Genomic DNA, 17,709 nt, shown 5'->3' on the forward strand with positions numbered 1-17,709 from the left:
GTACGCGTCCTCAAAGAGAAGCGTACGGGGCCTTCCGGGGGTCCGTCCGGCGCTGCCGGCCCGGGCGTGAGCCCGTGCGCCGCACCTCCCGGCCGGGCTTTCGGCCGGGGGGTGCGGCCGGGAGGTGCGACCCGGGCTCCCCGGACACTGTCTGGGCAGGTGGGGGGCGGTCTGCGCGCTCCGTGCGACGGAGCGGACCGCGAGCGGGCCGCCCGCTTCGGGCGGCGCGGTCGTGCCGGGGCGCGGCGGCTGCCCGCCGCAAGCCGGCGCCAGGTGCCGCCCGCGCGCGGCCGCGTGCCGGAGCCCGGCCCCCGGCAGGGGCCGTGCCGCCCGCGCCGTCCCGTGCGGCCCTGCCTGCGGCGGCACGGCGCCGGCCCGCGCTGTGCGGCCCCGCGCCGGCGCCGGGGGTTTCGCGGCGGCCGTCCGTGTGTTCTTCGGTGCGTGCGGTCGGCAGTATCTGCCGCGGGATTGACAAACCGACTATGCTGTTTTTTTAATCGTCTTCGAGTCAGAAGCCGCGGCACGCCTCCGGCGCGGAAGCGGCAGTCCTTGCACGCAGTGATCCGCACGCAACCGAACAATGGGGGACAAGGCCGTGGACATCGAAGTTCTGGGTGCGCTGTCGGTACGTGAGCACGGCATCTCGGTCACGCCGACGGCGCCGAAACCGCGGCAGGTGCTCGCCCTGCTCGCTCTCCACGCCGATCAGGTGGTCCAGGTCTCCTCGCTGATCGAGGAGCTGTGGGACGACGAGCCGCCGCGCAGTGCCCGCACCACTTTGCAGACCTACGTCCTGCAGCTGAGGGAACTCATCGCCAAGGCGCTGGCCGAGGCCGGTGAGGAGCACGTCACCGCCAAGGACGTCCTGGTCACCCTCCCCGGCGGCTACCGCCTGGACACCCGCGGCGGCTTCATCGACTTCCGTGAATTCGAGCGGCGGGCCGGCGCGGGCTACCGGGCCATGGACGCCGAGGACTTCTCCGGCACCGCCCGCCGGCTGCGGGACGCCCTGGCGCTGTGGACCGGCCCCGCCCTCGCCGACGTCCAGGCCGGCAGCCGGACCGAGCTGGAGGTCAGCCGGCTGGAGGAGTCCCGGCTGTGCGCGCTGGACCAGCGCATCGATGCCGACCTGCGGCTCGGCCGCCACCGCGAACTGCTCTCCGAGCTGACCGTGCTCGTCAACCGGCACCGGCTGCACGAGAGCCTGCACGGCCAGTTCATGCTGGCGCTGCACCGCTCCGGCCGGCGCGGCGAGGCCCTGAGCGTGTACCAGCGGCTGCGCGCCACCCTCGTACGGGAGCTGGGGCTGGAGCCGTCGCCCGCACTCAGCCGGCTGCAGCGCTCCATCCTGGTGGCCCAGCCCGAGACCCTGGGGACGTCCGGCCCGCAGGCCGCGGGCCGGACGGTGGCCCGGGCGGGGTGACCCCCGCCCCGCCCGCACGGACCTGCCCGGTCCCGCGGCCCCTGTCGGCCGGAGAGCACGGCCCCGGGACAGGGGCCGCGTCCATGGCCCGCTCCCGTGGCCCGCTCCCGTGGCCCGCTCGGCTGGTCCGCGTCCCGGCACCCGGCCCGGGGCGCGGAAACGGCCGGTGCCCGCCCCGCGGCGCACCCCGGTCCTGCTTCCCGAAGGGACACGCGCTCTTCCTCCCCTCCGAAGAACGAGGAACGGCGTGCGGGAAAGAGGCCGCCGCGTACGCCTGCTGCGGCGTCCACGGCCGCCGCGTGGCCCGCCGCCGTCCGCCCCGGCCGCCGTCACAGCGGCGCCCGGCGGCAGGGGCGTTTGCGCGGGGCACGCGGCAAGGCACTGGCTGCCGGCGGCTGGGCATCGGACGCCTGCCCGCACGGTGCCCACCGCGCGCACCTCCGCGCGCGGCCCGCTCTGGCCCCGGGGCCGGGCCCGCGCCTCCGGGGGCGTGCCGCGCGCGGGGCGGCATCGGTGCGAGCAGCCCGGCCCGCCGCCCGGCGGGCCCCCAGCGCCCCGGGAGTCCTCCGTCCGAACGGTCAGGGGCGGATCGGACCGCGCACCCGCCGCCGGACATCGCCCGGAGAGCCGGCGGCAATCCCGGGACAGTGCTGCCGGCCGCCGGGTCCTGGCCGAACCGGAGTCCCCGGCGCCGGGGGGACACCGGCACGGCCGCGGCCGTGCCGGGGCCACGGCGGGGACGCGCGGCCCGGGGCCGGGCGCCGGGCCGCTCCTGGGCTCCCGACCGGTGCCAACGATCCCGCCGACCGCACCGGCCCCGCCGAACCCGGGGACCCGGCGGCCTCCGCCGATTCCGCCCGGCCGCCCGATGCCCGTGAACTCCCCGGCCGCCCCCGAGCACCGGCCGGACGCGGCACACCGACCCGACCGGCCGGACCCTGCACGCCGACCGAACCGACCGAACCGACCGAACCGACTGAGCCCCGCGAACCCCGCGAACCCCGTGAGTCCCGTGAGTCCCGTAAGAGGAACCGCACATGACACTGCTGCACGACGAGGAACTGGCCACGGCCTTCGACCACGCGGCCCGCAGCTATGACCACCTGGTCGCCGCGAACCCCGGCTACCACTCCCACCTCCGGCGCTCCGCCCGCCGGCTGGGCCTGCCCGCGCGCGGCGCCGGCCTGCGACTGCTCGACCTCGGCTGCGGCACCGGCGCCTCGACCGCGGCCCTGCTGCGTGCGGCCCCGCTGGCCGAGATCACGGCCGTCGACTCCTCGGCGGGCATGCTGGAGCGGGCCGCGGCCAAACGCTGGCCACCCGGCGTACGGTTCGTGCACGCGCCGGCCGAACGCCTCGCCGAAGCCGGGGTGAGCGGCCCTTTCGACGCCGCCTTCGCCGCCTACCTGTTCCGCAACGTCACCGACCCCGACGCCGTACTCACCGCCGTACGCGCCCTGCTGACACCCGGCGGCAGGCTCGCCGTGCACGAGTACACCCTGAGCGGCCGACCGTTCGACCGGCTGGTGTGGACCGCGGTGTGCCGGGCCGTCGTCGTACCCGCCGGCACCCTCACCGGCGACCGGGAGCTCTACCGCCACCTCTGGCGCAGCGTCGTCGGCTTCGACACCGCGGGCGAGTTCGCCGCCCGTGTCCGCCGGGCCGGCTTCGACCGGGTGCGCGTCGCACCGATGCCGGGCTGGCAGACCGGCATCGTGCACACCGTCGTCGGCCGCGCCACGGCGGCGGGAGGCGCCGCATGACCCCCGCCCGCCCCGTGAACGGAAGCGGCACGGCGCCGCGCAGAGGCAGGGACCGGCGGGCGAGAATCCTGCCCGCGCCGCCCGGCACCGACCGGATCACGGGCGTGCCGCGCCGCGCGGCGGTGGCCGGCGGCGGGATCGCCGGCCTGGCCGCGGCGACGGCGCTCGCCGAGCGCGGCGTCCGGGTCACCCTCTACGAGCGCGGGGCCGCGCTGGGCGGACGCCTCGCCGGGTGGCCGGTACGGCTGGCCGACGGCTCCGAGGCCACCATGAGCCGCGGCTTCCACGCCTTCTTCCGCCAGTACTACAACCTGCGGGGGCTGCTGCGGCGTGCGGACCCGTCCCTGTCCATGCTCACCCCGCTGCCCGACTACCCGCTCCAGCACGGCGGCGGACTGCGTGACAGCTTCGCGCACGTGCCCCGCACCCCGCCGTGGAGCGCGCTCGGCTTCGTCGCCCTCAGCCCTTCCTTCGGCTGGGCCGACCTGGCACGGATGAACCCGGTGGCGGCGCTGCCCCTGCTGGACGTTCGGGTGCCGGAGGTGTACGAGCGCCTGGACTCGACCAGCGCGCGGGACTTCCTGGCCGCCATCAACTTCCCCTCGGCCGCCCAGCACCTGGCCTTCGAGGTGTTCTCCCGGAGTTTCTTCGCCGACCCCGGCGAGCTCTCGGCGGCCGAGCTGGTGCTGATGTTCCACATCTACTTTCTCGGCTCCAGCGAGGGCCTGCTCTTCGACGTGCCCGACGAGCCCTACCCGCAGGCGTTGTGGGAGCCGTTGGCCCGTTATTTGCGGCAGCACGGGGTGGAGATCCGCTGCGGTACCCCGGTCGAGGGCGTGGACCCCGCCGTGGACGGCGGTGTGGAGATCACGGCCGGCGGCAGGTCCGAGCCCTACGACGCCGCGGTGCTGGCGCTCGACACGGCGGGGCTGCGCCGGGTGGTCGCGGCCTCGCCCGGACTCGGTGACGAGGCCTGGCGTGCCCGCATCGAGGGCCTGCGCACCACTCCCCCGTTCCTGGTGTCACGCCTCTGGCTCGACCGTCCGGTCGCGCCCGGCCGCCCCGGGTTCCTCGGCACCAGCGGTTTCGGTCCGCTGGACAACGTCAGCGTGCTGGAGCGCTGGGAGGGTGAGGCGGCACGCTGGGCGGCACGCACCGGCGGTTCCGTCATCGAGCTGCACGCCTATGCCGTCGGCCCCGGCGCGGACCGCGGCGCGGAACAGGAGCGGCTCGCGGAGGAGTTGCGCCGCGTCTACCCGGAGACCCGGGAAGCCCGCCCGGTCGACGTACGCCACGAGTGGCACGCCGACTGCCCGATGTTCCCGGTCGGCGGTTTCAGGGACCGGCCCGCCGTGCGCACCCCGCACCCCGCCGTGACCCTCGCCGGGGACCTGGTGCGCACCGACCTGCCGGTCGCCCTGATGGAACGGGCCGCCACGACGGGCTTCCAGGCGGCGAACGCCCTGCTGGAGTGCTGGGGGGTACGCGGCCAGACCCTGTGGACCGTCCCTGACCGCGGACGGTCCGCACCGTTGCGGGCACTGGCGAGGCTGGGCGCGTACTGACACCCCCGGAACGCGGGAAGGCCGTCCCGACGCCGGCCTGCGCGAGTCGGGTGCCGGGCCCGGTGAGGGCCAGGAGCGCCCGCTCGTTCCTCCCCGCCGGTCAAGGCCGCACGCGCGGGCCGCCGTTCGTCACCCACGGCAAGCGGGACCGGACTGGACTTGGATCCCCCGTCCCGGATCACCCCCCGGTCCGGAATACTGGGCGCACGGCATTCGTCGTCCTCATGACCTTGCCCGGTCTGGTCATTCTGCTGACCGTCGTGGCCTTCGCAGATCAGCTGCTTCTCCGTGCCGGGCGGGCCGGACTGCTGCCATGGCGGAACAGCGTCCGGCAGGGCCAGATATCGGCGACCGGGTTCGAGCAGCTCCATGCGAGCTTTTCGCCCGGGAAGGAGAACGAGCTCAAGGAGCGGCAGTCGGCACTGGTGATGCGGGACGACGAGGAAGACGGCGCGCCGCCCAACCGGACAAGGGTGGACCTGGAAGCGGGGATCGCGGTCGTACGTATGCCACAGGCCGGCCAGTAGATCCATGGCCGCGGTGGCGGAGATACTGGAAAGCGTCCGAAGGCTTGTTCCGCTGACCGGTGAGGGCGTTGCGGCGGAGTTCGCGGCGCAGGGCTGGGAAGCCGGGGGTCGGCCGAGGAACGGCTTCGAAACATCCTGGGCCAAGGATGACGTCAGAGGCTGGATCCACCCGTACCGAGGCGGCGTCCGGGTCGAGTTCACCGTCTGGCTGCGGGACGTGGACGAGGAGACGGGCTGCTTCGAGGACCTGGAGGCGGTCTACGGGGAGGGCGAGCGAGCCCTGACCGGCTTCCTCCCGGAGATCGAGTCGTCCGCGCTCGCTGCCCACCTGATCGAGGCCGAGGGCACACCTGACGACGCGGACGAGTTCATCCCGTGCAGGAAGTGGATTCTGGACGACCGACTGCTGGTCACTGGTGTCGTCCAGGAGGACACGGATCTCCCGGTCCGGGTTGTCGTCGCGTGGGAAGAGCGATCGTCAGCCTCCGCCGGAGCCCTGTCCATCGGTCCGGTCCCTGACCCTTGATGCAGGCGGACCGCCCCGCACGGCTGTCCCAGGTCATCGAGACCGTCACCGCCGGCCGGCGCGCAGGTCCCGGATGTACCAGTCGAGCCGTGTCCCGTCCTCGCCGTGCGTGTGCTGGGGGTGTTGGGGAGTGCGCGGGTGGTGTGGTCGGCGTGAGCGGGAGATCGACACGACCATCGCTCAAGGCTCGATCACCGAGGATTCCGAGGGGCGCCTGACCATCACGGCCGCGGGCAGGGCGTTCTACGCCAAGGCCGCGGCCCTCCAGGACGAGTTGCGGGCGGAACGGCACTCGGGCATCTCCGACGAGGAGTACCTGACCACCCTCAAAGTGCTGCAGCGATTCATCCACAACACGGGCGTGCGTGCCTGGCACCACTGAGACCGACCGGCAACAGGCGCCGGGAGGTCGCAGGGGCATCACAACGGCAACGGGCCCACTTGATCATGAAGTTCTATACGCTCAGCAATCACAAACGACGGCTTGGCGCGCTGCCACAGCCTGCTTGAACCCTCCCGGCTGGGGCGCAAGGTAGATCCATGACTTGGACAGGCCCACAGAGGATTCGTGTAGGAGCCGGCCATCAGATCCCACAACACCTGCTGAGCGGCGACGATCTCCCCGGCCGGGTGGGTGGCCAGCAGCGAGGTCGCCCGGCGGGCGACCGCTTCTCCGTCGTTCGGGTCGGACGCCCGGTTGCGGGCCGCCTCGATGAGCCGCCAGAACCGCTGCTTGTTCATGGCGGCAGAGCTGCCACCCGGTGCTGACACCACGCCGGTTCGGTGACCAGCCGGGTGGCGGGCTCGTCGTGGCGGCCGGTCGCCGCGAATCGTCCCCGGAGCACGGACGCTCAGCGGCGGGCGAGGTGCCTTCCTCCGCCGCCGGGACGAGCCATGCCGTAGTACTGGAAGATCGTCTGTTCGTACTCGACAGGCAGTACGCCGTCCATGCTGATCGACGGCGCCTTCCTCACGGTCCCCTTCTCGTAGGGGACCTTGAGATAGTCCGGGCCGACGACCGCATCGTCGACCGGCACGAACACCAGACGCTGGCGGGTGGGCAGTCCGGTCTTCACGGTGGCCATGGCCGGTTCGTCGGTGGCGGTGTCCACATAGACCGCTTCCAGCGCGCCGATCTTGTGCCCCTTGGAGTCGACGACGTTGTGGTCCCGCCACTCACGAATGTCCGCTGGCTGAATCATACGATCCGCTTCCTGTTCTGGTCCTGTCCTGTGGACCGTCCGGGGCCAGGACATGAGCCCTGGGCACTCCTTGCAGGTCCAGCGTCCCCCCGTAAGCCGACGATTGCCACGCGGCAGCGTTGGGGGGGCGGCGCCCGCCGTGTCAGGCGTCGTCCGCATACGGACGGTCGTCGTCGGGGTACCTGCTGCTGGAGAGCCACGTCCGCACGTGCCCGGCGGCGTGCGTGGTGTCCACGGTGAGCTGCAGCAGCGTTCCGTCTTCGCCCGCCGGATAGCTGCGCTGCTCGGTGGCGGCGAAGGACCGGCGGAGGACCTCCGCGACACGCCGGGCGGTCTCGGGGTTCCGCGCGACGATGCGGACCTCGGCGTGTCCTTCGGCCGGCATGCGTTCCTGGTCTGTCATTGCGTCGTCGTTCCCTTCGGGCCGGGCGCGCTGCCGGCGCGTCGGCGTCACCGTCGGCTGTCTTCCGCGGGGCACGGCCGGGGCACTCGTGGTTTCCGGCCCGGTGGCCACGGCCGTCCTTACCTCCGCCGGTCGGGCGCCCGGACGGCCACGGGTTTCAGCAGCCGGAGCATCGGTTGCGATGTCGGGGTGCCGCCGCCCTCGCGCTCCCCCGCGTCCTCCCGGGTCTGGGCATCGGCAACCGCCCTCGTCGCCTCCTCGTCGGCCATCAGCGCGCTCGCGGTGCTCAGGTTGCCCTCGGTGGCCGCGGCGGACATCAGCCGTCCGGCCGACGCCGGACCGGTTTCCGGCGGAATCACCAGCAGGTCCCAGCGGCCGGCGGTGTAGCCGAGGAGTATCAGTTTGTGCGGGTCCTGTTCGTCCGCGAACCAGCCGACGTGCACGGTGTGCCCGGTGACGGGGACCTTGCGCGGGATGACCGGCCAGTGTGCCGGGTTCACCGTGACGCGGGTGATGCGTCCCCAGAGACCGTCCAGAGCGTCCGTCAGTGCCGGAAGTTCACGGGTGAGGTCACGGGAGCGGGGCCACCACGCACCGTCCAGCCGGCCGGGGACCCCGTTCGCCGGCGTCAGGGACAGGCGGGCCGGCGGTGCGGGATCGCCCTCGCGGGGCGTCGTACTGTCGATGCTGGTCAAGGTCATGGTGTGGACCTGCCCCCGGGCTCGTCAGCGACGGCCCGGCATTTGGTGATCACCAGAAACGACACCGGCGTGGAGGCGGGTGTGCGAAGTGCTCCCGGTACTTGCACTCTACTCCGCTCCATTGCCGCAACCGACGTGCGATCAGCCATTCTGCGTTGTCGCGACGCCGTGTGCCGTGCACGGTGAAGGCGCCTGGGAGCCGGCGCGGCGGCGGTGACGACAGGTCACCGTGAGGCTGGAGACCGCTCACTCCCGCCAGGGCCGGAACCCGTCCCGAGTCGCCCGCGGCGGGCACCGGGGCGGCCGGGCGCGGACGCCTGACGCCGCCGGACCCGGGTCAGGTACCCGGCGGCGCACCGGGGCGGCCTTCACGGCGGTCAGCTGGGGAACCTGCCGGTGCTGCGCAGGTGCCGGCGCCGTTCGGCGTACGCCAGGTCGTCGCGCCACAGCCGGCCCGCCGCCGCACGCATCAGCGGGCGCAGCACGGGGGCCGACGCACGGGCGAGGGCGAAGCCGGGGCGGTCGGAGGTGGCCACGACGGCCTCGACGACGGCGGTCCGGGGGGCGCCGGAGGCGTCGGGGGCCAGGGGCGTGGCATGGGTCTCCACGACGGAGCCGGTGCCCTCGCCCTGGGTGATGTGCATGACGACGGTACGTGGCTCGGGCGCCGTGAACACGGCACGGACCGGGACGACGGCGCGGCCCGCGACCTTGAACGAGACGTCGACGGCGAACCCGTCGTCCGCCGCCTCCGCTCCGGCTCCCGGTGCCCGCACGACCCGCAGGTCCACGAAGGAGTACGGGTGGAACCAGGCGCCGTGCCAGGGGTCGAGGCGGTTGGCGACGACGTCCTCGGGCTCGCATACGCCGATCCCCGTATAGACGGCGGCGACCGCGCCGGTGAGGGCGGGGCGTGCGGGGACGACCGGCCGGTCCAGCGGTTCCTCACCGCCCACCGTGTCGAGCCTCACCCACACCAGCACCCCGTCGTCGTAAGCGGGGAAGGGCTCCCAGCCCGCGAAGGGCCCGCCGTCCAGGGCCAGACCGTGCCAGTGGCAGATCACCTTCCCGCAGCGGACGGGGCTGTCCTTCAGCGGGGCTCCGAGGTGCGGGCAGACGCCGGGGCCCGCGCGCAGCCGTCCTCCGGCGTCGCGCCAGGCGATGACCTCGGTGCCGGCGACGGTGCGGCCCAGGGGGTGCCCGCCGCGCACCTCGCGGCTCGCGCCGAGCACGTACCAGTTGCCGGAGGGCCGTGCGGCGGCGCGTTTGAGTGCCTCGGCGATGACGGCGGGCCGCGCCTCGCGCCAGGTGGGCCGCTGGTCCTCCCAGCGTTCGGGGCGGCGCAGTCGCAGCGGGGACGTCCAGCCCCGCCGCCGGGGGCGGCCGGTCATGCCACGCTCTCCTTCGCAGTGAGGTGTGCCGTGCCCGGCGAGGGGCGGGCACCGCGGGGTTCCGACCGGGCGCGCAGCCGGGCCCCGGCCACGCGGCCCAGGCCGTCCAGGGCGACCGCCGCCCTGCGGCGGCGCGGCACGACGGCCCTGTGGTGCAGTACGGCGTATCCGTCGGCCTCGATGGCGTCGAGGATCCCTCCGTAGAGGACGAACGCGGTGCGCACGCACGGCCGGGAGACGGGGTCGAGCATGTCCAGGCCGGCGGCGGCCTCCCGGTAGACGCCTCGCGTCAGGTCGGCGGCGGCGGAGAGGGCCGCGCGGATCCGCGGGTCGCGGTTGCCGGTGTCGTGGCTCCACTGGAGCAGTTCGCGGTCGACGCCGTGCGCGGCGAGCAGGTCGGCCGGGAGGTAGACACGGCCGCGGTCGAGGTCCTCGCCCACGTCCCGCAGGAAGTTGGTCAGCTGGAATGCCACTCCTAGCGCGGCCGCGTGCGGGGCCGCCTCCTCGCGGGGCACGACGGTGCCGAGCACCGGCAGCATCTGAAGGCCGATCACGGCCGCGGAACCGTGCATGTACGCCATCAGGTCGCCGTAGGTGGCGTAGTCGGTGACGTGCAGGTCGCTGCGCATGGAGTCCATGAAGTCCTGGAACAGCCGGTGCTCGATGCCGTACACGGCGGCGGTGTGCGCGAGTGCGCGGACCACCGGCTCCTCGCCGCCGCCGTCGCGCAGCCCCGCCTCCAGCCGGTCCTGGAGGGTGCGCAGGGCGCGGGCGCGGATGCGGGGCGCCACGGGGGCGGATCGGTCGTCCACGATGTCGTCGGCCCAGCGTGCGAAGCCGTAGAGGGCGTGGACGGCGGGGCGCCGGGCGACGGGCAGCAGGCGGGTGGCGAGGAAGTAGGTCCTGCCGTGCCGGGCGTTGAGCCGCCGGCACGCGAGGTAGGCATCGCGCAGGTCCTGGTCGGCGATTCCCGCCGCGTCGAGTTCACGCCGAGTCATGACACCGGGCCTCTCAGGGATTCGGGGTGGGCGTTCCCCGGGTTCGCGATCGTCGAAGGGCTCGCGGTCGGGGAGCCGGCGGTCGGGGAGCCCGCGGTCCCCGGACCGCCGGCCGGAGACTCGTCGGCCGGGAACTGGTCGGCCTGGGACTGGTCGGCCTGGGACTGCGCGGCCCGCGCAGGGGTGGTGCGGGTGGCCCGGGTACGGATGGTCCGGGTGCGCGTGGTCCGGGTGCGGGTGATCCGTTTCCGTGCGCTCGCTCCGGCTCCGCCGGCCGGGCCCGTCACCCGGGCCGCCGCGAGCTTGCCGGAGATCAGCACGGTCGGTACGCCGACACCGGGGGTGGTCCCGCAGCCGGCCAGCACCGCGTTGTCGACGCCTCGTACCAGGTTGCGCGGGCGGAACGGGCCCGTCTGGGCGAAGGTATGGGCGGCGGAGAACGGGGTGCCCGCCGCGTGGCCCTGCGCCGCCCAGTCGGCCGGGGTCACCAGGCATTCCTCCTCGATGGCGGCCCCGATGCCGTCCAGGCCCCGGCGTTCGAGTTCGGCGAGCAGCCGGTCGCGGTAGCGCGGGCCGAGGTCGCGCCACTCGTGGGCGCCCGGCCCGATGTCGGTGTTGGGGCAGGGCGCGAGGATGTAGTGCAGGTGATGCCCGGGGGGTGCGAGGGACGGGTCGTGCGTGGTGGGCCGGGTGATCAGCAGGGAGGGGTCGCTCATCGGCCTTCCGTCGCGGGTCAGTTCCCGGAAGGTGCTCTTCCAGGCTGCGCCGAAGGAGATCGTGTGGTGGGCCAGCCGGTCCCAGGTGCGGTCGGTCCCGGCGTGCAGGACGACGGCCGACGGCGAGTGGCGCAGCGCGAGGGGACGCCGCGGGGCGTGCCCGAGGAGGCGGTACACCACGGGCAGGTCGGGGGTGAGTACGACGGCGTCGCAGGGGACTCGTTCACCGCGGGCGGTGTGCACCGCGGTGACGCGGCCGAGGGAACGCTCCAGCCGCGTCGCCTCGCTGTTCCAGCGGAACTCGGCTCCGGCCCGCTCGGCCGCCGCGGCCATCGCGCGGGGCAGTGCGTGCATGCCGCCGCGGGGGAAGTACACCCCGGCCACCGTGTCCATGTACGCGATCACGGCGTAGGCCGCGAGGGCACGGGCCGGGGGCACACCGGCGTACAGCGCCTGGAAGGAGAAGACACGGCGCAGGCGCTCGTCGGACAGGAAGCGTCCGATCTGCGCGTCGAGCCGCCCGAAGCCGCGCAGACCCGCGAGCCGGGCGAGGTCCGGGTGCAGCAGTTGGAGCGGCGAGTCGAAGTTGGCGTCGATGAAGCGGGAGCGCTGAGCGGTGTAGAGGTCTTCGAGCCACTGGCGCAGACGCCGGTAACCGGCGGCCTCACGGGGACCGGCGAAGCGGTTGATCTCGGCCTCCATCGCCTCCGCGCCGGTGTGGACGTCAAGGCTGCCCCCGTCGGCGAACTCCGCGCGGTAGGCCGGGTGCAGGCCGACGAGTTCGACGTTTCCGGCGAGGGACTCGCCCACGGCGGCGAATGCCTCGTCGATGAGGTCGGGCATGGTCAGCACGGTCGGCCCTGTGTCCATGCGGTAGCCGCCGCGTTCGAGCAGCCCGGCCCGGCCGCCCGGCAGGCCGTCGCGCTCCACGACGGTGACGCGCCGCCCGGCGCCCAGCAGGTGCAGGGCGGCCGAGAGGCCCGACAGGCCGGCTCCGACCACCACCACGTGGTCGGTGGGGCCCTTGAGCGTCTTCACCGGCGGCCTCCTTCGACGACCGCGACCGGTTTCGGCAGCGGCCGGGTGGTGCGGGACGGGGCACTGTGGCCGGGGCGCGGATCGGGCCGGTCGTCCGGCGGGGCAGTGCGTACGCCCGCGGCCCGCGCGAACATCGCGGCGAGTTCCCGGTGGGCGGCCGATTCGAGGACGGCTCCCGCCAGGTGCCGCGTACTGTGGTCGAGCAGCCGGCCGATCTTGGCCTCGACGAGATCGCGGGCACCGGTCCGCAGCAGCACGGACCGCAGCCGGGCGAGACCCTCGGGCGTGAGGCCGGGGTCACCGAGGCCGGCGGCGAGGGTGTCGAGGGCGTCCTGGTCGCCCGTCTCCCGGGCGCGGGCCCTTGCGACGGCGACCAGGTAGGTGGGTTTGCCCTCCCGCAGGTCGTCGCCGGCGGGTTTGCCGGTCTGTTCGGGGTCGCCGAAGACGCCGAGGAGGTCGTCCCGGAGCTGGAAGGCGATACCGGCGCAGCGGCCGGCGGAGCACAGGGCGCGCACGGTCCGGTCGTCGGCGCCTGCGAGCGCGGCACCCAGCGCGAGCGGCCGCTCAACGGTGTAGAGCGCGGTCTTGAGGCAGGCGACGCGGACGGCCGTGGTGAGTGATTCGTCGGCGCCGGCCTGGGCGTGCAGGTCGAGGTACTGGCCGCCGACCATCTCGGTGCGCATGGCCCGCCAGTGTGCGCGTACCGCCCGGCGGGTGGCCGCGTCGAGGACGGCGGGCCCCGCCGGGCCGGGCTCGTCCTGCCCCGCGGGTCCCGGGCCGTCGTTGGCGACATGCCCGGGACCCGCACGGTCCTGACCCGTGTGGTGCGGTGCCGCGTGATGCGGTCCCGTGTGGTGCGGTTCCGCGTGGTCCGGCCCGGTGGGTCCGGGGTGGTCAAGCTCCGCCTCGGCGACCAGGTCGTCCGCCCAGACGAGCGCCAGGTCTCCGGCGAGTACGGCCGCTGCCCTGCCGTACGCCGCCGCGGAGCCGCGCAGACCTGCCTGGGCGTGGCGGGCGGCGAAGTCCGTGTGGACGGACGGCGCTCCGCGGCGCAGTGACGAACCGTCCATCATGTCGTCGTGGACCAGGGCACCGGTCTGGAGGAGTTCCAGGGCGGCGGCGAGCCGCAGGGCGGTCCTGGCCCGCGGCCCGTGCCCGGAGCCGCCGCAGGCCCGCCACGCCCACCAGGCGAAGGCGGGCCGCAGCCGCTTGCCGCCCCGCAGGGTGAAACTGACGACCCGTTCGGCGATGTCGCGCCCGAACGTCCCGTCCGTGGCGTCCGCCTCCTCGAGCCGCCGGGTCAGGTACTCCCGCAGCGTGTCCTCCACGGCGCCGGGCACGTCTCTGTCGACTCCGGTGTGCGGCAGCCCGGCGCAGGGCCCCGGCGGTCCGGCCGCCGCGGGGCCCGGGCGCGAACGGGCCGGGGCATGTTCCATCGCACCAATGGGGCGCATTGCGCATCCTCTCGTCGCGTCCGTGGACGACGTGTCTCCACGTATTCCCGTTTGACGCCCGTTGCGGATGCAGTGGTCCCAACGGCGGTACGCGGGTAGCCCGTAAGCGGCTGTTCCTTCCGCACCCGGCGTCATACGCGGAGCCCCGCACCGGGCCCTCTCCCCCGCCGACGGCGCGGACCACACGACAGCAAGCGCCGCTCGGCGGCCCACGAGGGCCCGCGGAGAGCCCGCCCGCCGCCTGTCGGGCGGAGACGGGCCGACGGGCCGACGCCCGGCCGCGCGCAGGCAGGTGTGCCGGCAGCCGCCGGACAGGGCCCGCGCCTCCCACACCGGCCCCGCACGCCGGGCAGAGCCGCTCGGCGGCCCACGAGGGCCCGCGGAGAGCCCGCCCGCCGCCTGTCGGGCGGAGACGGGCCGACGGGCCGACGCCCGGCCGCGCGCAAGGTCCGCGGCCAGCTCCCGCGCCGCCCGCGCCCCGGAGGCCAGCGCCCCCTGGACCGAGCCGGTGGCCCGGTGGTCGCCGCACACACGGCGGCCGGGCGCGAAGCGTGTGGTGCGGCTCAGCGGTTGCGGCGGGGGCATGGCGGGCAGGGCCTCGCGCACGGTGCGGGACGTGAGCGCGGTCCAGCCGCCGGTGTCCGTGCCGCAGGCCTCGGCGAGCGCGGTCCTGGGGCCGGGCTCGCGGCCCGGCCGGTCCTCGCCGAGCACGGACGTGGCGATCAGCGCGTGGCCCGCCGGGGCACAGCCGGGCACGACCTCGCCGAGCACCACCGTGTCGAGGAACCGGCGCCGGGTGTCCAGGAGCAGTGCGGGTTCGCGCAGGGGTGGGGTGTCCGCGGCGTGGTAGTACGTCGTAACCGTGCGGTACCCGGGCACGGTGAGCCCGGGCAGCAGTTCCGCGGCCGCCGTCGGACCTGTCGCCACGACGACGGCCCCGGCCGCGATCTCGGGGCCGTCGGCCAGCAGGGCACCGGCTCGGTGAGCCGGTCGACCGGCTCACCGAGCCGGACGGTGCCGGGCGGCAGACCGGCCGCCGGCTCGGCCGGGACGGCGCCGATCCCGGCGGAGGGCAGGCACAGCGTGCCACGGGCATGCTGCGCCATACGAGGTGGAAGAACCGGCTCGACGTCTCCAGTTCGTTCTTCAGGAAGACCCCGGAGAGGAAGGGCCGGAAGAACCGCTCGACGCACTCGTCCGACACGCCGAAAGCCGCCGGCTCGGTCCGTGTGGTGCAGTCGGGACCGGCCTTGAGGCGGCCCACCGGGGCGAGCACGTCGCGGGCGCTGAGGATCCCGAGCGCGAGCAGGTCGCGACCGCCCGCGAGCCGGCCGGGCAACAGGGCGGCGGCCTCGCGCGGCCTGCGCGAGGTGTTGATGGCTGCTGGCCGGGGAGTGTGACGAGGTCGGGTTAGCTCGATCGTGTGGTGGTCTGCTTGCTGGCTTGCGGTGTGCTGGGCTGTTCGGGCTCCGGTAATCGTGCGATCCGGGACGCCGGGTACGGCGCCTGGGGGCACCCCCGGCGGTAGCCGGGGGAGTGCGGGGCCCCCGCTCCACCGCAGTGGTGGTTCGGGGCCTCCCCGTCGCCTCCGGCCGATTCCGTCCGGCCGGGTCGTGAGGGAACCGGCCTCCCGGGATTCGGACCACGGACACGATCCGTGTCGCCACCCCGGGGCCGAGTACGCCGGGGACCAGTGCGCCCAAGACCGTTCGGGGCGTGCGGCTGAGCGGACTCACTCCCGCTCAGCCTTCAGGAACGGTCGGTGAACCGCAGCCGCCCGTCACCGGCGTGGACGAGCGCACCGGGGGTGAAGGGGGCGCAGTCGCAGCGCCGCGAGCCCAGGTCGGCGCTTCACCTGCGGATACGAGGTGTTGAACACCTGGAAGCCGCGGTCGATGAGGAAGGCCTCGGGCGTGCCTGGGACGACGACATCACCGCCCTCGCGGGGGTTCCCCGGACACCGCAGGGGCGGCCGGGGCTAGGCGGCCGGGCCGGGGTGAGGCGGCGTCGGCCGGCGGGGTGAGCATCGCCAGTGCCTCGCTCAGGGAGCGCGGCCGCAGGGCGCCGGTGATGCGCGCGCCGGACCAGCCGGGCCCCGCGAGGAGGACGGAGGGGCGGGTCCTGGCACCCTTGACCCCCCAGCCGATGCCGGTCACGTGCTGGGCGAGGGCCCGGCTCGCGGTGGACCGCGACTGGGCCCACAGCGCCACGGCCGACGGCCCCACCCGCTGGATGGCGGCGTCCAGTGCCTCGGCGGGCACGGCGGCACCGAACATCAGGGTGGGGAGGGAGAGTTCGGCAAGTCCTGCGGCCAGGGCCTCCAGCGGCAGGGTGTGCTGCTCCCCCGGTGTACAGGCGAGGAGCACGGGCGCGATGTCGGTCCGCGCGGGGAGCTTCGCGGGGACGCGGCGCAGGGCGGAGGACACGTGCCAGGACAGCAGGTGCTCCACCTCGACGTAACGGTCCCCGGACGACTGCCACTTCCGGCCGACGGCGTGCAGGGTGGGCATGACCACTTCCTCCCACGCCTCGACCAGTCCGTACCGGTCGAGGAGGTCACCCAGCATCTCCTCGACCGCGGGAGCGTCCAGCCGGACGGCGGCGCGGGACAGGCCGCTGCACTCCTTGCGCGCGTTGCCCACGGGCAGCGGGTTCGCGGGGGCGCCCCTGCGGCGCACCGGTACGGCGTCCCCGGCCGGTACGGGCTCGTGCGGCGCCGGTTGTACGGCGGTCCCGGGCCCGGCCGACTCGGCCGACGCCCCTGGCGGCCCGGCCGGTGCCCCCGGCAGCGCCTCCGGCGGTGCGGGCCGCGGCTCCGGCGGCACCGGGCCGGCGGACCGCTGGGAGCGGGCCGCCCGGGCGGCCTCCGCCGGCGGCACTCCGGCTGCCGTCAGCCGGCACATCTCCTCCAGCACCGCGATGTCCTTCGGAGTCCAGCGCCGGTGCCGGCCGCCCTCCCTGGCGGCAGGACCGATGCCGTAGCGGCGGTCCCACGAGCGCACGGTGGTCGGTGACACACCGAGCCGGCGTGCCACGGCGCCGGTGTTGAGCCCGGCGTCCGCAACGTCGGACGGGCCGGACGGACCTGAGGTACCGGACGGGCCGGACGGGCCGGACGGGCCAGAGGTACGGGACGGGGCAGTGCGGGCCGGGGAGCCGGTGCGTGCTTCCGCTGCTGCGCTCATGGGACCCATCGTACGACCTATACGACGCAGAATCGATGCAAGTTGAATCGCTGTGTGCATCGTTTGCAGTCTGGCGGTGTCGCGCCACCCCCCGGCAGCGATGGCGGACCGGCCGGACCCGTGCTCCACCCGGTCGTCCGCCCCGGCCCACCGGCCGGGTTCCGGCCCGGCAGGAGGTGAGCGAGCCATGACCGTCGTCTCTTCCGCCCCCCGCGCCGCCGATGTCCGTGAAACGCCGTGGCCACCCGCCGAGGAGACCCTAGCGGACGAGCAGATAGCGGCGGGCCTGGTCAGGGGCGAGGAAGACTGCCTCGCCGCCGCCTACCACCGCTGGGGCACCCTGGTGCACACGCTCGCCGGACGCTCACTCGGCGACTTCCGGGAGGCGGAGGACGTTACCCAGCAGGTCTTCATCGCCGCCTGGCGCGGGCGCGAGGGATATCGCCCGGACCGCGGACCCCTGGCCGGCTGGCTGGTGGGCATCACCCGCCGCAAGATCGCCGACGCGCTCTCCGCCAGGACCCGGCGCATCCAGCTGGCCGCGGCGCAGACCGCGCCCGGGCAGCCGTCCACGCCGCACCCCGACGCCGTTCTGGACCGGGTTCTGGTGACCCAGGAGCTCGCCCGGCTCCCCCTGGAGCAGCAACGGGTCCTGCGCCTGGCGTTCTACGAGGACCTCACCCAGGCGCAGATCTCCGCGCGCACGGGTCTGCCGCTGGGCACGGTGAAGAGTCACGCGCGCCGCGGTCTGCACCGTCTGCGACGGCGCCTCGAGTCGCAGGGGGAGCGCGCCGTCCCCCGCCCCCTCACCGCCGAC

15 protein-coding genes and 2 pseudogenes are annotated in these 17,709 nt (G+C 74.7%); 7 read left to right on the plus strand and 10 right to left on the minus strand.

Going from position 1 to position 17,709, the window contains the following annotated elements:
- Nucleotides 1–595: 595 nt before the first annotated feature.
- From GUY61_RS19015 to GUY61_RS19040, 6 genes and pseudogenes are all read left to right on the plus strand, one after another.
- On the plus strand, nt 596–1,423 hold the full coding sequence (locus tag GUY61_RS19015) for an AfsR/SARP family transcriptional regulator (protein ID WP_166631396.1): 828 nt from the start codon (nt 596–598) through the stop codon (nt 1,421–1,423).
- Nucleotides 1,424–2,460: 1,037 nt separating this feature from the next.
- Complete coding sequence (locus GUY61_RS19020) at nt 2,461–3,186, plus strand: class I SAM-dependent methyltransferase (RefSeq protein WP_166631397.1); 726 nt, start codon at nt 2,461–2,463, stop codon at nt 3,184–3,186.
- A complete protein-coding gene (locus GUY61_RS19025) occupies nt 3,183–4,751 on the plus strand; it encodes an FAD-dependent oxidoreductase (protein ID WP_166631398.1) in 1,569 nt (522 codons plus the stop codon). Before GUY61_RS19020 ends, GUY61_RS19025 begins: the two co-directional genes overlap by 4 nt.
- A gap of 224 nt (nt 4,752–4,975) precedes the next feature.
- Nucleotides 4,976–5,278: a DUF6191 domain-containing protein gene (locus tag GUY61_RS19030; RefSeq protein WP_166631399.1), complete on the plus strand. Its 303-nt coding sequence runs from the start codon at nt 4,976–4,978 to the stop codon at nt 5,276–5,278.
- 4 nt (nt 5,279–5,282) lie between these two features.
- On the plus strand, nt 5,283–5,804 hold the full coding sequence (locus GUY61_RS19035; RefSeq protein ID WP_166631400.1) for a hypothetical protein: 522 nt from the start codon (nt 5,283–5,285) through the stop codon (nt 5,802–5,804).
- Between the two features lie 154 nt (nt 5,805–5,958).
- Nucleotides 5,959–6,186: pseudogene (locus GUY61_RS19040) on the plus strand (MarR family transcriptional regulator); the annotation flags it as partial.
- Between the two features lie 38 nt (nt 6,187–6,224).
- Here GUY61_RS19040 and GUY61_RS19045 read toward each other — a convergent pair.
- The 10 genes and pseudogenes from GUY61_RS19045 to GUY61_RS19085 all read right to left on the minus strand — a co-directional run bounded on the left by GUY61_RS19045 (nt 6,225) and on the right by GUY61_RS19085 (nt 16,892).
- Complete coding sequence (locus tag GUY61_RS19045; RefSeq protein WP_166631401.1) at nt 6,225–6,545, minus strand: DUF4240 domain-containing protein; 321 nt, start codon at nt 6,543–6,545, stop codon at nt 6,225–6,227.
- 110 nt (nt 6,546–6,655) lie between these two features.
- Nucleotides 6,656–7,006 (minus strand): PRC-barrel domain-containing protein, encoded by a 351-nt coding sequence (locus tag GUY61_RS19050; RefSeq protein ID WP_166631402.1) that lies wholly within the window; start codon nt 7,004–7,006, stop codon nt 6,656–6,658.
- Nucleotides 7,007–7,148: 142 nt separating this feature from the next.
- Complete coding sequence (locus GUY61_RS19055) at nt 7,149–7,409, minus strand: hypothetical protein (protein ID WP_166631403.1); 261 nt, start codon at nt 7,407–7,409, stop codon at nt 7,149–7,151.
- A gap of 119 nt (nt 7,410–7,528) precedes the next feature.
- Complete coding sequence (locus tag GUY61_RS19060; protein WP_166631404.1) at nt 7,529–8,110, minus strand: DUF5994 family protein; 582 nt, start codon at nt 8,108–8,110, stop codon at nt 7,529–7,531.
- A 377-nt stretch (nt 8,111–8,487) separates the two neighbouring features.
- Complete coding sequence (locus GUY61_RS19065; protein WP_166631405.1) at nt 8,488–9,501, minus strand: DUF5914 domain-containing protein; 1,014 nt, start codon at nt 9,499–9,501, stop codon at nt 8,488–8,490.
- Entirely contained in the window at nt 9,498–10,499 is a 1,002-nt protein-coding gene (locus GUY61_RS19070; RefSeq protein WP_166631406.1) for a phytoene/squalene synthase family protein, read from the minus strand. The genes GUY61_RS19065 and GUY61_RS19070 overlap by 4 nt, the downstream gene beginning before the upstream one ends.
- Nucleotides 10,496–12,253, minus strand: a complete 1,758-nt coding sequence (locus tag GUY61_RS19075) for a phytoene desaturase (RefSeq protein ID WP_166631407.1) — start codon at nt 12,251–12,253, stop codon at nt 10,496–10,498. Before GUY61_RS19075 ends, GUY61_RS19070 begins: the two co-directional genes overlap by 4 nt.
- On the minus strand, nt 12,250–13,842 hold the full coding sequence (locus GUY61_RS19080; protein ID WP_398956060.1) for a polyprenyl synthetase family protein: 1,593 nt from the start codon (nt 13,840–13,842) through the stop codon (nt 12,250–12,252). Before GUY61_RS19080 ends, GUY61_RS19075 begins: the two co-directional genes overlap by 4 nt.
- A 303-nt stretch (nt 13,843–14,145) precedes the next feature.
- Nucleotides 14,146–15,076: pseudogene (locus GUY61_RS40290) on the minus strand (FAD-dependent oxidoreductase); the annotation flags it as partial.
- A 562-nt stretch (nt 15,077–15,638) separates the two neighbouring features.
- Complete coding sequence (locus tag GUY61_RS19085) at nt 15,639–16,892, minus strand: MerR family transcriptional regulator (RefSeq protein ID WP_166631408.1); 1,254 nt, start codon at nt 16,890–16,892, stop codon at nt 15,639–15,641.
- A 187-nt stretch (nt 16,893–17,079) separates the two neighbouring features.
- Between GUY61_RS19085 and GUY61_RS19090 the strand changes: the two genes are divergently transcribed.
- On the plus strand, nt 17,080–17,709 hold a 630-nt coding region (locus GUY61_RS19090), incomplete at its 3' end, for a sigma-70 family RNA polymerase sigma factor (RefSeq protein ID WP_166631409.1).

The sequence above is a fragment of the Streptomyces sp. GC420 genome, from assembly GCF_009916105.1.
Classification (GTDB): domain Bacteria; phylum Actinomycetota; class Actinomycetes; order Streptomycetales; family Streptomycetaceae; genus Streptomyces.